The organism is Micromonospora sp. PLK6-60 (genome assembly GCF_019890675.1).
Lineage (GTDB): Bacteria > Actinomycetota > Actinomycetes > Mycobacteriales > Micromonosporaceae > Micromonospora.
This window is the reverse complement of the sequence record NZ_JAIOAA010000003.1, coordinates 409,111-423,260: the sequence shown is the minus strand read 5'-3', so window position 1 is coordinate 423,260 and position 14,150 is coordinate 409,111. Positions and strand designations below refer to the sequence as shown.

The 14,150-nt window shown below is 70.5% G+C and carries 12 protein-coding genes, 1 tRNA gene and 1 pseudogene; 8 read left to right on the top strand and 6 right to left on the bottom strand.

The annotated features are described in order from the left end of the window. Positions 1–42 precede the first annotated feature (42 nt). The 6 genes from tmk (at position 43) to K7640_RS08295 (ending at position 6,013) form a co-directional block, all read left to right on the top strand. Positions 43–2,142: a dTMP kinase gene (tmk, locus tag K7640_RS08320; RefSeq protein ID WP_222954348.1), complete on the top strand. Its 2,100-nt coding sequence runs from the start codon at positions 43–45 to the stop codon at positions 2,140–2,142. Beyond that, complete coding sequence (locus K7640_RS08315) at positions 2,142–3,368, top strand: DNA polymerase III subunit delta' (RefSeq protein WP_222954121.1); 1,227 nt, start codon at positions 2,142–2,144, stop codon at positions 3,366–3,368. The genes tmk and K7640_RS08315 overlap by 1 nt, the downstream gene beginning before the upstream one ends. 120 nt (positions 3,369–3,488) lie before the next feature. Further along, positions 3,489–3,818 carry a YbaB/EbfC family nucleoid-associated protein gene (locus K7640_RS08310; protein ID WP_222954120.1) on the top strand — a complete coding sequence of 110 codons (330 nt, stop codon included), beginning with the start codon at positions 3,489–3,491 and terminating at the stop codon, positions 3,816–3,818. Position 3,819: 1 nt separating this feature from the next. After that, positions 3,820–4,125 carry a hypothetical protein gene (locus K7640_RS08305; protein WP_222954119.1) on the top strand — a complete coding sequence of 102 codons (306 nt, stop codon included), beginning with the start codon at positions 3,820–3,822 and terminating at the stop codon, positions 4,123–4,125. Next, a complete protein-coding gene (locus tag K7640_RS08300) occupies positions 4,125–4,850 on the top strand; it encodes a hypothetical protein (protein ID WP_222954118.1) in 726 nt (241 codons plus the stop codon). The genes K7640_RS08305 and K7640_RS08300 overlap by 1 nt, the downstream gene beginning before the upstream one ends. Positions 4,851–5,170: 320 nt before the next feature. Next, complete coding sequence (locus K7640_RS08295; protein ID WP_222954117.1) at positions 5,171–6,013, top strand: regulatory iron-sulfur-containing complex subunit RicT; 843 nt, start codon at positions 5,171–5,173, stop codon at positions 6,011–6,013. Positions 6,014–6,246: 233 nt separating this feature from the next. On the opposite strand, the gene K7640_RS08290 is transcribed toward K7640_RS08295, so the two are convergent. Continuing rightward, the gene (locus K7640_RS08290; protein ID WP_222954116.1) at positions 6,247–8,010 is read right to left on the bottom strand and encodes a metallophosphoesterase; all 1,764 of its coding nucleotides are present in this window, start codon (positions 8,008–8,010) and stop codon (positions 6,247–6,249) included. A gap of 133 nt (positions 8,011–8,143) precedes the next feature. Between K7640_RS08290 and K7640_RS08285 the strand changes: the two genes are divergently transcribed. Continuing rightward, positions 8,144–8,220: transfer RNA gene (locus tag K7640_RS08285), tRNA-Thr, on the top strand. Positions 8,221–8,313: 93 nt separating this feature from the next. On the opposite strand, the gene K7640_RS08280 is transcribed toward K7640_RS08285, so the two are convergent. Further along, positions 8,314–8,922: a site-specific integrase gene (locus K7640_RS08280; RefSeq protein WP_374198073.1), complete on the bottom strand. Its 609-nt coding sequence runs from the start codon at positions 8,920–8,922 to the stop codon at positions 8,314–8,316. Between the two features lie 81 nt (positions 8,923–9,003). Here K7640_RS08280 and K7640_RS08275 point away from each other — a divergent pair, with 81 nt between their 5' ends. Continuing rightward, positions 9,004–10,281, top strand: coding sequence for an IS256 family transposase (locus K7640_RS08275; RefSeq protein ID WP_222954347.1), 1,278 nt, complete (start codon positions 9,004–9,006; stop codon positions 10,279–10,281). 115 nt (positions 10,282–10,396) lie between these two features. Here the strand turns inward: K7640_RS08275 and K7640_RS08270 are convergent, their stop codons facing one another. The 4 genes and pseudogenes from K7640_RS08270 to K7640_RS08260 form a co-directional block, all read right to left on the bottom strand. Next, entirely contained in the window at positions 10,397–11,449 is a 1,053-nt protein-coding gene (locus K7640_RS08270; protein WP_255608387.1) for a histone-like nucleoid-structuring protein Lsr2, read from the bottom strand. Positions 11,450–11,452: 3 nt separating this feature from the next. Beyond that, positions 11,453–12,172: pseudogene (locus K7640_RS30960) on the bottom strand (exonuclease domain-containing protein); the annotation flags it as partial. 545 nt (positions 12,173–12,717) lie between these two features. Continuing rightward, on the bottom strand, positions 12,718–12,996 hold the full coding sequence (locus K7640_RS30955) for a protein-export chaperone SecB (protein ID WP_374198072.1): 279 nt from the start codon (positions 12,994–12,996) through the stop codon (positions 12,718–12,720). Between the two features lie 154 nt (positions 12,997–13,150). Continuing rightward, on the bottom strand, positions 13,151–13,789 hold the full coding sequence (locus tag K7640_RS08260) for a helix-turn-helix domain-containing protein (protein WP_222954113.1): 639 nt from the start codon (positions 13,787–13,789) through the stop codon (positions 13,151–13,153). Positions 13,790–14,150 lie beyond the last annotated feature (361 nt).

The window sequence follows — 14,150 nt, the reverse complement described above, 5'->3', positions numbered from 1 at the left end:
AGCGCCCAGGCCGACCGCTCGGGGGCCAGCGCGATCCGCTCCGTGCTGCGCATCCGGCCGTTCCGCCGGCTCTGGATCGTGCTCGGCGTGGCCTCCTTCGGCGACTGGCTCGGCCTGCTCGCCACCTCCGTCTTCGCCGCCGCGCAGGTCTCCGGCAGCACCGCCCAGGGCGCCGCGTTCGGTGGCGTGATCGCGATCCGGCTGCTGCCCGCCCTGCTGCTCGGCCCGGTGGCCGGTGTCTTCGCCGACCGGTTCGACCGGCGGTGGACCATGGTCATCTGCGACCTGCTGCGGTTCGTGCTCTTCGCGTCCATCCCGCTCTACGCCCTCACCGGCGCCCCGGGCGGCCTGGTGGTCGGCTGGGCCGCGATCGCCACCTTCCTGATCGAGACGATCACCCTGCTCTGGATCCCGGCCAAGGAGGCCGCGGTCCCGAACCTGATCCCGCGCCCCCGGCTGGAAGCGGCCAACCAGCTCACCCTGATCACCACGTACGGGCTGACCCCGGTGGCCGCCGCCATCGGGCTGGCCGTGCTGGACCGCAGCGTGCGGGGTGCCACCGGCGGCGAGATGCCCGGCTGGGCCGAGCCGGCCCAGCTCGCGCTCTGGTTCAACGCCTTCTCCCGGCTGGCCACCGCGCTGGTGGTGGCCCTCGGGATCAAGGAGATCAGTCACGCCCAGCGTGGCGAGGCGGAGCGCACCGAGCAGAGCATGTTCCGCCAGTTCGCCGAGGGCTGGCGATACATCGGCCAGACCCCGCTGGTGCGCGGCCTGGTGCTCGGCATCTTCGGCGCGTTCGCCGGCGGCGGCATCGTGATCGGCACGGCGAAGTTCTTCGCCGCCTCGCTCGGCGCCGGTGACGCCGCGTTCTACCTGCTCTTCGGCGCGATCTTCGTCGGCCTGGCGCTCGGCATCGGGCTCGGTCCGATGATCGTGCGGGACATGTCCCGCCGCCGCTGGTTCGGCATGAGCATCGTGCTGGCCAGCGCCTCGGTGCTGGTGCTCGCCTTCGCCATCCACCTGTCCATGGCGATGCTCGGCGCGATCCTGGTCGGCGCGGGCGCCGGGATGGCCTTCCTCGCCGGCACCACGCTGCTCGGCGGCGAGGTCGCCGACGAGGTGCGCGGCCGGGTCTTCGCGGTGGTGCAGATCGGCACCCGGCTGGTGCTGATCCTGGCCCTGGCGCTCAGCAGCGTGCTGGTCGGCGTCGGCGGTTCGCGCCAGCTCACCATCGCCGACCTCGGCATCTCCGTCTCCTCCACCCGGCTGCTGCTGCTGGTCGCCGGTGCGGCCGGCATCTTCGCCGGGATCAGCGCGTTCGGCCAGATGGACGACAAGAAGGGCGTGCCGGTCCTGGCCGACCTCTGGGGCTCGATCCGGGGCCGCCCGCTGATGCCGGCCGAGCCGTTCGTCTCCGCCGGGCTCTTCGTGGTCTTCGAGGGCGGCGAGGGCGCCGGCAAGTCCACCCAGCTCGAGGCGCTCGCCGAGCGGCTGCGCGGGCTGCGCCGCGAGGTGGTGGTGACCCGCGAGCCCGGTGCCACCACGGTCGGCGCGCGGATCCGCTCGATGGTGCTGGAAAATGCCGGTGCCGAGGCGCCCTCGCCCCGGGCCGAGGCGCTGCTCTACGCCGCCGACCGGGCCCACCACGTGGCCACCGTGGTGCGGCCGGCGCTGATCCGGGGCGCGGTCGTGATCAGCGACCGGTACGTCGACTCGTCCCTGGCCTACCAGGGCGCGGGCCGTACGCTGCCGGTCGACGAGGTCTCCTGGCTCTCCTCGTGGGCCACCGGTGGGCTCAAGCCCGACCTGGTGGTGCTCCTCGACGTCGAGCCGCGCACCGGGCTGTCCCGGGTCGCGGCCCGCAACCAGGGCGCCGACCGGCTGGAGGCCGAGTCGCTCGCCTTCCACGAGCGGGTCCGGTACGCCTTCCTCGACCTGGCCGCCAACGACCCGAAGCGCTACCTGGTGCTGGACGCGGCCCGCCCGGCCGAGGAGATCGCCGAGCTGGTCGCCCGCCGGGTGGACGAGTTCCTGGCCGACCCGGCCGGCATCGTGCACCCGCGCCCCGCCCAGGGCCCGGACACCTCGGTGCAGCCGGAGTTATCCGACGCGGAGCTGGTGACGCTGGAGCGCCGGACCTGATGCCGGACGTCTTCGCCGACCTGGTCGGTCAGGACGAGGCGGTCGACACGCTGCGCCGGGCCGCCGCGTCGGCCGCCGCCGTGCTGCGCGCCGCCACGCCCGCCACCGACCCGGCCGGCGAGGATCGGGCCGGCGACCCCGGCGCCGGGATGACCCACGCGTGGATCTTCACCGGTCCGCCCGGCTCCGGCCGCTCGGTCGCCGCGCGGGCCTTCGCCGCCGCGCTCCAGTGCGTGCACGGCACCGGCTGCGGCGAGTGCGCCGGCTGCCACACCACCCTCACCGGCACCCACGCCGACGTCCGGCTGGTGGTGCCGGAGGGGCTCTCCATCGGGGTGAACGAGATGCGCGCGCTGGTGCTGCGCGCGGCCAGCACCCCGGCCGGCGGCCGGTGGCAGATCGTGATCATCGAGGACGCCGACCGGCTCACCGAGGCGGCCGGCAACGCGCTGCTCAAGGCGGTCGAGGAGCCGCCACCACGGACGGTGTTCCTGCTCTGCGCCCCGTCCACCCACCCGGACGACGTCTCGGTGACCATCCGGTCGCGGTGCCGGCTCGTACCCCTGCGGCAGCCGCCGGCCGCCGCGGTGGCCGAGGTGCTGGTCCGGCGGGACGGGATCGCCCCGGACGTGGCGGCCTGGGCGGCAGCCGCCGCCCAGGGCCACGTCGGGCGGGCCCGGCGGCTGGCCCGTGACCCGGAGGCGCGCAAGCGCCGGGACGCGGTGCTGGCGGTGCCGCGCCGGCTCACCGGGGTGGGCGCCGCCTTCGACGCGGCGTCCGCGCTGATCGAGGCGGCCGAGGCGGAGGCCGTCGCGTCGGTCGCCGAGGCCGACGAGGCGGAACGGGCGGCGTTGCAGACCGCGCTCGGCGCGGGCGGCACCGGGCGCGGTGCGGCCGGCGCGGCCCGGGGCGCGGCTGGCCAGCTCAAGGAGCTGGAACGGCGGCAGAAGTCGCGGGCCACCCGCGCCCAGCGGGACGCCTTGGACCGGGCCCTGGTCGACCTGGCCGGCTTCTACCGGGACGCGCTGACCACGGCGCTGCGCGCGCCGGTCGCACCGGTGCACACCGACACCGCCGCCGTGGCCGCCGCCGGGGCGCAGAAGTGGGCGGCCGAGGGGGTGCTGCGCCGGCTGGAGGCCGTGCTGGAGTGCCGGTCGGCGATCGAGGCGAACGTCAAGCCGAGGATCGCGGTGGAGGCCATGATGCTCGCCCTCTGGCGCGGCTGAGCGACGCGGGGGCGCTGTCCACAGGCATCGACAGCCTCGATTCGGGTGCGGTACGGTCCGGTGACGCCACGGTGATCGTGGCGGGACGCTCAGTGAGGGCCTGCCGGGAGGAGTCCGCCGATGCCGCGCGGGGAGATCGACGAGGCCTGGATCGAGGAGGCGGTGCGGCGCTACCGCCGCATCGAGTCCCTGCAGGCCGAGTTCGACCAGGCGGTGTCCACCGTGGAGGTCACCGTTCGCTCGCCCGACGGGCTGGTCGAGGTGGTGGTGACCGCCGGCGGCCGGATCACCGACGTCCGGTTCCTCGGCCCGCTGCACTCCCGCAGTCCCAGGGACGTGGCCGGCTCGGTGCAGGCCGCGGTGACCGCCGCAGCGGACGCCGCCCAGTGGGCCCGGGAAAAGCTGCACAACGAGACCTTCGCCGTCTACCGGCCGCTCGCGGGGGCCTGAGATGGAGTCTCTGCGCGCCCTCGCCGCGCGGCTCGACGAGGCGAGCGACACCCTGACCACGCTGGCGCACACCGTCACCGCCGCCGACCCGGCCCACCCGGTCTTCGGCGCGGACGCGCCCGGCCGGCCCGGCGAGATCGGGCGGGCCCTGCACCGGCGCTGGGCCGAGGCCACCGGCGACCGGTCCCGGGAGGCGGCGGCCGCCGCGGCCCGGCTGGCCGCCGCCGCAGCCGCTGTCCGGGCCGCCGCCGACCGCTACGCCGACACCGACGACGCCGCCCGCCGCCGGCTGACCAGGGAGGCCTGATGGACGCCCTGGACCGGCTCGCCGAACCCGGGCTGGACCTGCTGCGCCGGGTCGACGTCCTGCTCGCCGCCGGCGCGCCGGAGGGGCACCCGGTCTGGCCGCTGCTGCGCCGGATGCAGGTGCTCCCCGGCGACGCGCTGCGCGCCTTCCTCGACCTGCACCCGGCGCCGCTGGCCTCCGCCGGCGACGCGGTGCGCCGACTCGTCCAGGGATACGACGACGCGTGCGCCGCGCTCACCGATCCGGGCCTCTGGTCCGGCCCGGCCGCGGCCCACTACCACCAGGCCCGGACGACCCTGCTGCGCCACCTCGACGAGGGGCCGGAGAGCCTGGTCGGCCGGATGGAGGCGACCGCGGGCTACGCCGACGCGCTCGCCGAGTGGGTGACCGGCAGCCGGCTGGCGGTGGCCCGGGCGCTGGCCGAGGTGCTCGGCTGCACCGAGGCGGTGGCGGTCGTCGCGGCGACCCGACCGGTCGGTGCCGGAGCGTTTCCGCACGGCGCCCCGGGGGGTGCCTTTCCCGATGGCGCCGGGGCCGCCGGTCGCGCCGGGGTGGCCGAGGCCGCGGTGATCGCCACCCGGGTGCTGGCGGTGCTCAGCGTCGCCTACGACGGGGCCGAGACGCTGCTGCGGCAGTGGTCGCCGAGTCTGGCCGAGTCGACCTGGCGGCCGGTGGCGGAGGCCGGTCCGCGCTGGGGCGGCGCCGGCACCCGGATCGGCCGCTGACGCGCCCGGCGCCGGTGCCGGGCGCCGGGCGGGCCGGTGGCCCCGCACGGCACACGGCGCCGCGCTCGGGTCCGGTGCGAAGCCGGCTCCCGGGGCGACGCCGTGGCCTTACCTGCACCCCCCGCAGGTCTTCCTCCACTCAACGCCCCGAGCCGGCCGTTGTCCCGGTCGGCAGCCCGGATTCAGCCGTCCGGGCGAGGCAGGACCGCACGACGGGGCCGATGCCGGTAGCCGGGTCGACAGACGTCAACCGTCGCGCGCGGTGACCACCCGGCGACGGCCGGCGCGCCGGGACGGTCCCGGCGACGTAGGGTGAGGCCATGGGCATGCTCTGCGCGGTCAGCTTCAACCGGTACGGGCGCCTCTACTACCTCGACCCGGGCGAGCTGCGCCCCCAGGTGGGCGACAAGGTACTGGTGCCCACCGACGAAGGGCCGGAGGTGGCCGAGTGCGTCTGGGCCGCCCAGTGGGTCACCGAGGACACCGACGGCTTCCCCAAGCTGGCCGGCCTGGCGCAGGAGGACGACCTGCACCGGGACGAGCAGCTGCGCCGGCGCAAGGCGGACGCCAAGGTCGCCGCGAAGCGGCTGATCCGGGAGCACGGCCTGCCGATGAAGGTGGTGGCCGTCGACCACGTCCTCGGCGCGGTCGAGGGCGGCGGCGGGGAACGGACCACCATCTACTTCACCGCCCCGCACCGGGTCGACTTCCGCTCCCTGGTCCGCGACCTGGGCGCGACCCTGCACTGCCGGGTGGAGCTGCGCCAGCTCTCGGCCCGCGACTCGGCCCGGGTGCAGGGCGGCATCGGCTCCTGCGGGCGGGACCTGTGCTGCGCCACCTTCCTCAAGGACTTCGAGCCGGTCACCATCCGGATGGCCAAGGACCAGGACCTGCCGCTCAACCCGTTGCGGATCTCCGGCGCCTGCGGCCGGCTGATGTGCTGCCTCAAGTACGAACATCCGCTGTACCAGCGCTTCCAGGAGTCCGCGCCGGCGATCGGCAGCCGGGTCGGCACTCCGGAGGGCGACGGCAAGGTGGTCGGCCACAGCGTCCCGAGGGACACGGTGACGGTGCGCCTGGACGCCGACGGCTCCCGCTGCGCCTGCTCCCGCGCCTCCGTCTGCGCCCCCCGCCAGGCCCACGACCAGCACTACCCCCGCTGACCCCCGGGCCCTCCCGCGCCCCTCACCCGGGCGCGCAGGGTGCGGCCGTGGCGCGTCGAGGCAGCACTTTCCCCGAAGTTGCTGCCTCCCAGCCGGTCGAGGCAGCAGTTTCCCTGAAGTTGCTGCCTCCCCGTGGGTCGTGGCCGCGCTTTCCCTGAAGTTGCTGCCCCCGCCGGTCGTGTCAGCACTTTCCCCGAAGTTGCTGCCTCGCTTCCGGTCAGGCGGTCGGGCGGTCAGGTGAGGGTGATGGGGGGTTCGGCGAGGTGGGGGGTCAGCGGGGTCTTGGGGAGTAGCCACGGGGCGTGGGGGGTCTGGTCGGGGTTGACCTGCCAGTCGCGGGAGACCCGGTCCACGGCCACCGGATAGATGGTGAGCGTGCCGTCCGGGTCGATGCGCAGGCGGAGGAAGGCCTTCGCGTCCTCGATCCCCTGGCCGGCGAAGAGCTCGTTGACGTTCACCCCGAACGAACCGGCCACCAGCAGGTACACCGCCACCAGCTCGGCGGCGACCAGGCCGAGCACCGGCCCGTACAGGACCGCGGCGGCGACCGCCGGCAGCGGCCAGGGCCACTCGTAGAACGGCAGCTTCAGCCAGGCCCAGGTGCCGGCGGCGGCCAGCGCCAGGTGCGCCAGGCCGTGGCTGACGCCGAGGATCCAGTGCCGGGCGTGCCGCTTCCCGCCGGCACTGGGCGGCTTGGCGAAGAAGGCCGCCCCGAGCAGCGTCACCACCAACATGATCATCAACGGTACGCTGAACAGCCGCTGCTCGCTGGTGCCCGCCCGGTTGGTGACCACGCCCGCCATCGCCAGCATCAGCAGCGTGTGCAGCGTGCCGAGCAGGGTGGCGAAGCCCGGGTTGCGCAACGGCAGCCGCCCGAGGATCCCCCAGCCGTAGCGCCGGGAGCGGGCCCGGTCGGGATAGCAGGCCGCCAGGTCGTACGGGCGGGTGCGGCTGGCCCGGCGGGCGAGGGTGTCCCGCGGCGGCACCTCGATCCGCTCCGGCAGCTCGTGCGTCGGATAGAGGTACGCGCCACCGCCGCCACAGGTGATCAGCTGCCGCTCCGGGCCGGCGTACCGGGCGTAGTGGTGCAGGTCGCCGGAGAGCAGCAGCCGTACCTGCGCCCCGGTCGGGGTGATGATCGTCCGGATGAAGTAGTCGACGGAGTCGTACGCGGTGGGGTGGTCGGCGGCCTTGACCCAGGTCGGTGCCGGCACCGCCACGATCACCCGGCTCTGCGGGGTCAGCTTGCGGGCCACCTCGTCGAAGTAGCTGAGCTGCGGGTCGTCCAGGTACGAGCCGGACTGGTCGTCCAGGCCGATCAGCCACCAGTCCGCGGGCAGCTGCACCGCGAAGTACGAGCGGGACTGCCCGGTGGTCCAGCCGCCGAAGTTGCGGTCCCGGGAGCGGACGAAGAGCCGCAGGAAGGCGGTCAGCCCGTCGTACCAGTCGTGGTTGCCCGGCACCGCGAACAGCGTCGGCCGCTCGGGCGGCGCCACCGGCAGGGCGGCCTGGTACGGCCCCTTGCATCGGTCCTCGTACGCCTCGTACGCGGCCGACGGGTAGACCTGGTCGCCGCCCATCACCAGGGTCTGCGCCCGGGGCAGCCGGTGGCCGTCCACGGTCAGCTCCGGCTGCGCCAGCAGGTAGGCGATCGAGTAGGTGGCGTTGAACCCGTCACCCAGGTCGGCCACGTAGTCCAACCACAGCCCGCCGTCCGGCCCCACCTGCCGGCTGATCCGGGCGTCGAGCGCGTTCTGCAGCTCCCGCTTGTCCAGGTACGCCCCGAACAGCATGGCCAGCAGCGTACGGATGCCGGTGCTGATCAGCAGGAACGGCGCCAGCCACGGCACCGGCTTGCGCGGCGTGAAGCCGAGCTCCAGCGGATCGGTGCTGCGGGGCCGGCGGGCGGCCCGGGGCGCCTCGACGTCCGGCCGCCCCGGGCCGGGCGCGGCGTCGGGCTGGTCGGGACTGCCGTCCGGTGCGCGATCGTCGGTCACCCGCGGCAGCGTACGCCGGGCGGAACGCGAACGGTGTCCGGCCAACGACTGGACCGGCCGCGTTGTCCGGATCGGCCGGGCGGGGGATCCCGTTCGGTGGCGGCGGCGGTGTGCCGTACACTTGACGATCGTTGCCGCCTTAGCTCAGTCGGCTAGAGCGACGCACTCGTAATGCGTAGGTCGACGGTTCGATTCCGTCAGGCGGCTCCACGGAAAGGCCCAGGTCACCGGCTTGATCGCCGATCATGACCTGGGCCTTTTGCCTGCCATTGCGAGGCTGAGCAGCCAAGCGAGCAGCCAACCTCATTCACCCGACCACAGCGCCCCCTCCAGCCGTGACGCAGCTTCCCGCGCGACCTCGGGGGCCACGTGCGCGTAGATGTTGAGGGTGACGCTGATCTGGGAGTGACCGAGGATCTCCATGACCACGCGGGCGGGCACGCCCTGGGCGAGAAGGACGCTCGCCGCCGTGTGCCGCAAGTCGTGAAGACGAACCTGCCGGAGGCCAGTCCGCCGGATGATCTCCCGAAATGACCGGTAGTCGTTACGCGGGTGGATAGGCGTACCAACGGCCGTGGCGAAGACCAGGCCCGGATCGGCCCAGCTATCGGCATCGAACCGTTCCGTTGCCTGCCGTTCGTGGTGCCGACGCAGCGCCGCCAGCACCGTCGGTGGCAGCGGGAGTGTCCGACGAGACCGGGCAGTCTTCGTCTCGACGAAGACCAGGCCGCCCGTATCGGGGTCGCGTTGCAACTGCCCCCGTACCCGCAGGGTGCCGGCGGCCAGGTCGATGTCGTCCCACCGCAGTCCCAAGACCTCGCCTTGACGGAGCCCGAGCGCAATCCCGATGAGCCAGCGGGCTTCTAACCGCAGTCCCTCGACAGCCCGGAGGAAGCGCCGCGCCTCCGCCAGCGGGTCTGTGGATCTAAAGGTGTTTCCGGCCTGACCCGCCGGGCGTTGTGCCTGGTGAGGAGGGTGCCGTGATGACCGCGACTGAATGACCAGACCGGACGTAAGAAGCGGCCTGAGCCGTCGGCGGAGGCGAAGGCCGCCGCGGAGCTGGTCCGGGCCGCTAAGGAACAGGGCCTGTCGCTGACCGGGCCAGATGGGCTTCTGAAGCAGTTGACCAAGACGGTCCTGGAGACCGCGTTGAACGAGGAGATGACCGAGCACCTCGGCTACGACAAACACGATCCGGCCGGTGCTGGGTCGGGCAACATCCGTAACGGCAGCCGGTCGAAGACGGTCCTGACCGACGCCAACGGTCCGGTGCAGATCGACGTGCCGCGGGACCGGGCTGGCACGTTCGAGCCGCGGATTGTCCGTAAGCGGCAGCGCCGGCTGTCGGGGGTCGACGAGGTCGTGTTGTCGTTGTACGCCAAAGGCCTCACGACCGGGGAGATCTGCGCGCACTTCGCCGAGATCTACGGCGCTTCGGTGTCAAAGGAGACGATCTCGCGGATCACTGACAAGGTGATCGAGGAGATGACTGACTGGTCCCACCGGCCCCTCGACGAGGTTTATGCTGCGGTGTTCATCGATGCCATCGTGGTCAAGGTCCGCGACGGGCAGGTCGCGAACCGGCCGTTCTACGCCGCGATCGGGGTCACCCTCGACGGGGAGAAGGACATCCTCGGACTGTGGGCCGGCGCCGGCGGTGAGGGCGCCAAGTTCTGGATGAGCGTGCTAACCGACCTGCGTAACCGAGGCGTCAAGGACGTGTTCTTCCTCGTCTGCGACGGACTGAAAGGCAGCCTGCCCGAGGTGGTCACGAACGTGTGGCCCCAGACCGTGGTGCAGACCTGCATCATCCACCTGATCCGCAACACGTTCCGGCTCACCTCACGGCGGTACTGGGACGAACTGAAACGCGACATCAAGCCGATCTACACCGCCGTCAACGCGGACGCGGCCAGGGCCGCGTTCGACGACCTGACCGACAAGTGGCGCAGCCGGTATCCGGCCGTGATTCGCCTGTGGGACAACGCCTGGGCGGAGTTCATCCCGTTCCTCGCCTACGACCTGGAAATCCGCAAAGTCATCTGCTCCACCAACGCGATCGAGTCGCTCAACGCCCGCTACCGGCGGGCGGTCAAGGCCCGCGGCCACTTCCCCAACGAGCAGGCCGCGTTGAAGTGTCTGTACCTGGTGACCCGCTCCCTGGACCCCACCGGAGCAGGAAGAACCCGATGGACGATGCGCTGGAAACCCGCCCTGAACGCCTTCGCCATCACCTTCAGCGACCGCTTCCCCGGCGCTGAATCCTACTAACCAAGATCGCCGGAAACACCCTTAGCGAGACAGGCCCGCCCAAGTTGCAGTGTAAGCAGGTGTCGACGACCGATCGCGCTGGTGGCGGGACAGCGGCTCTATGTTCGGCTTCGACTCAACGAGGTGCGGGCAGCGGTGACCCCTCTGTCACGTCCATGTCGAGTCCGTGCGCGGCGACGTATGCGTTCACGATCTCGGTAGCGAGTCGTCCCCTTACGCCGACCGGCAGCCCTTGAGCTCGGGCCCACGCACGGATCGTTGGGCCGGGAGCCGGCAGGGCGGAGCCTGTCGCAGTGGCGGCGGTCGGCGCGGTCGGCGAGGGAACAGTTTTCGCGGGGGCGTGAGTTGTGGCCTCGGTCTTGGCTGGCTGGATGTAGTGAACCAGTTCGGCGAAGACGTCTGGAGTCACGATCCGCGTCTTGAGCTCGCGGGCTGCCTGTGCCTTGGTCGTGTACGGATCCACCCCGTCGGTGACGAGAACGACGGTCTTGCGGGACACGGAGCCGGTTACGCGGAGGCCCGCGGCTTGCGCTCGGCCTTCCAGACGAGCCCGCAGCAGCTCGTCGCAACCGGTGAAGGCGACGCCCTGGCCGATGCGCAACGGTTCGCCGTGCGGCCACGAATTTGGCAGGGGCAGGCAGCCTTTCCCGCGTTGCTCGGCGAGGGCGCTGCGAGCTTCGTCGAGAACGGCCTTGACGATCCCGTCGGTGAATCCGAGGGCCTGGGCGGCAGCGAGCAACTCTTGACGTTCGTCGCGAGTGACCTTGCCGTCTTCGATGGCCTTGTGCGACAGCGCCAAGAGGAAGCCGCGGTGAGCCGCATCGACCTGCTCCCGCGTCAGCGCGTAGGTATTAGCGAGGCCCGCGAGGGAAGCTGCCTCGTCGTCCGTCAAGACCCCGTCTTCCAATACCTCCGCCAGCAGCTCCAGGTAACCCGCTGTGCTGGTGGGTGCGCCTTCTTCCATTGCTGATGACAAGGGCAGGTCGTCGAGAAGAGCGGCAAGTGCGCCAGCCTGGGCCGGGACGGGTGTAGGGCCAACCGGGCGTCGCAGGGTCATGTTGATGGCTTGCCGCGGGATCACCGGCCATGTGACTTGGGTTGCGCGCGTGGGCAGGTGTAGATGGTCGGGTTCCGGTGGGCGACCGAAGTTCCGATCGAGATAAGACATGAGCAGGGTGGCCGTTGCGCGAGCATCCCCGAGTGCCGAGTGAGCGTTGTCGAGCCGGATTCCAGTGGCCCAGCAGCAGTCGGACAGGCGCCGACGGTCTAGACGTGGGAGGTAGGTCCAGCTCGCTTCCAAGGTGCAGAGGTGTGGACAGGCGGGCATAGTCCAACCTGCGCGCTCGTACTCATTGCCAAGGAACCCGAGGTCGAACCGGGCGTTGTGAGCGACCAGCGCGCGGCCGGTCAGGCGGGCATTCATCTCGCCGATAAGTTCGGCGAACCGAGGAGCCCTCCTGACCTCTGCCGCAGTGATCCCATGGATCCTGGTGGCACCTACAGGGCCATCCGGGTTCACGAGAGTCGTCCACTCGTCCACTACCCGACCGAACGGATCGGTAGTGATGACCGCGACCTCGACCAGGCGATCTCTAGAAGCCACCAAGCCGGTGGTCTCGACGTCGACAACAGCGAAGCCACCTACGGGTGGGGCGAAGGCAGCAGTGGGCTGGTGAGCATCCGAGGGCTGCCTTTGCAGGGGCGGCGGGTTGGGGGTGCTCAGTCGTCCACGAATTCGGTCCAAGATCCCCACGGCAACCCCCGCCTCCAGCGCGAAGCCGTATGGTCCGACAGCAGGTCGCAGGCTGCAAGCAGGATCAGCACCTTCGTCGGCTTTCGGACAGATGCCGTGGCCGAAAGGAGTAGGTGGCGGAGCGACCCGGGAATTCATGGAAGACGAGCCAGCAAGATCATCGGGCACACGCCGGGCACAACTGAGGCCGGCAAGGGCTGTCAGCCGACGTAAGGCAACAACAACTCTCGCCCTAGTCAGCCGGCCGATCCGTCCGATGTTCAGGGCAGCCCCGGCCTGCCGACTACCTCCGCCCCACCGGCTGGGCCGGGCGTGGGACTGCTCGACTCGGGGCGGGATCGCACCGCCCTGCGCTAGCCGCCTGAAAATGGCCAGCACGGCGAGTAGCCCGATGATCCTGGCGGCCGCTTCGCCGTCCAGTGGGCACGATAGCCGACCTCATTGATGACGGTGGGTGTCTCGGCGCCCTATCTCGCTCCGGCTAGGTGAGGTGCGGCCAGCCGTTTGCAGCAGGCGCTGCGCCCCGGGGTCAAGCTCCGCCGGCGAACGGCATCAAACGGCGCCCTGGATCGATAGAAACACCGAGATGGCAGGGCCAGCAGCTGACGACGCGCCTCCTCACGAAAAACCAATTGCCATCGCGGCCGGGCAGCAGCCCATCGTGCGGAAAGCAAAATTCGCCTCTAGGGACTCGGAGCCTTTACATCTAGCAGGAGGGGAGGAAGACCCATGCGCGCAGTGAGACTATGCACTTGCTCACGAACGTAGGGATGAACGAGGTCGAGAACGCCTCCCATGCCGAATTTCTGCAACTCTTCATCGGTCAATGAGGGGTCGCTAAAGTCGAACACCGCGCTCATAGTCAAGGCTGCCCGAAACGCTACCGACTTCCCGTCTGCGGAAAGCGCCTGCAGTTGGTACGTTACGTGATAAACCGCTGCTGAGTCGCCAAGGCGAACCATGGTTGGCAAAATCTCCGATTCAACGGAGAGAGGCAAACGAGGGCTAGGCGTTACCAAATCGCCTTCGATATTCCGAAGGCGAAGGTCCACGATCGACGCGACGTTTGCTACCTTGTCCGCATCGGATGGTCGATCGGCGGGTGACTTCGACATCTCAGCCAGCAACGGAGGGTAGCGCAGACATGGGGGAATGGCTTAGGCAAAGCTGGTCCAAGTCGCCTCTCGTAAGAAAGTTGTCCTCGCCTGGCGCCCGCACTGAGACAGGCTCAACATTAAGGCGGCGGACTGAGATGTCTTGCTCATGGCCGTCTGACTCACGCTGGTTTTGAATCACGGCAATCCACAGGTCATCCGCCTCGTGCATGATACGCATTTCTTGAGCAGACGTGCCGTATGCTAAATCTCTGGCCTTCCAGGAGTACAAAATTACCCACGGCCCCATTGAGAGGTGAACACGAAGCTCAAAGCCCAGAGCTCTAGCGAGCCGCTGAAGAGTCGAGAGACGCGGATCCTTCTGGCCCTGTTCAATGTCGGAGATCGCCGACTGCGACGTTTCCATGATCCGCGCGATATCTGCCTGGCTCATCTGCTTGTAACGTCTTGCCCAGGCAAAAGTCTTGAAAAGCGTTCGCCGGCGCCGCGCATCTTCGTACTCAGCGCGGGCGTCCGGATCGTTCAGCAGCTCGCGATCAAGCGCCTCCTGCAATGCCAACGCTTGTTCGAACAGGTCGGCCCGCCGGCGGGCGCTGCGCTTGGAGACGTCTCTGTCCCGGTGGCCCTCGTTGTTGGTCATCGTGAGTCTCCTCCGTCCCAGCTCGCCTGGACCCCGAGCCGGCATCGGTTAACACCGATGATGACAGGCGTCGGTCGCCTAGGGGAAGGGGTCGCCATCAAACTTAACTCACCTCTCCCTGGAGCGGATCAGCCACTCGGTCAGTCGATCTTGCGCTATCTCTAGTTCCCGATGAGGAACTTCTCCTCGTTGGACCGCCGCAAACGCGCGAAGTCCCCATGCCGCCAGTCGACTTCGGTGCGCTGTGGCGTAGAGCACGCCGTAGGTCCTGGTCCTGCCTGTGAGCCAGTACACGTGGATCGGGTGCTCTACTTCGTCCCCCTCGCGGAGGTCTTCGAACATGTAGGCACGCACGAGATCA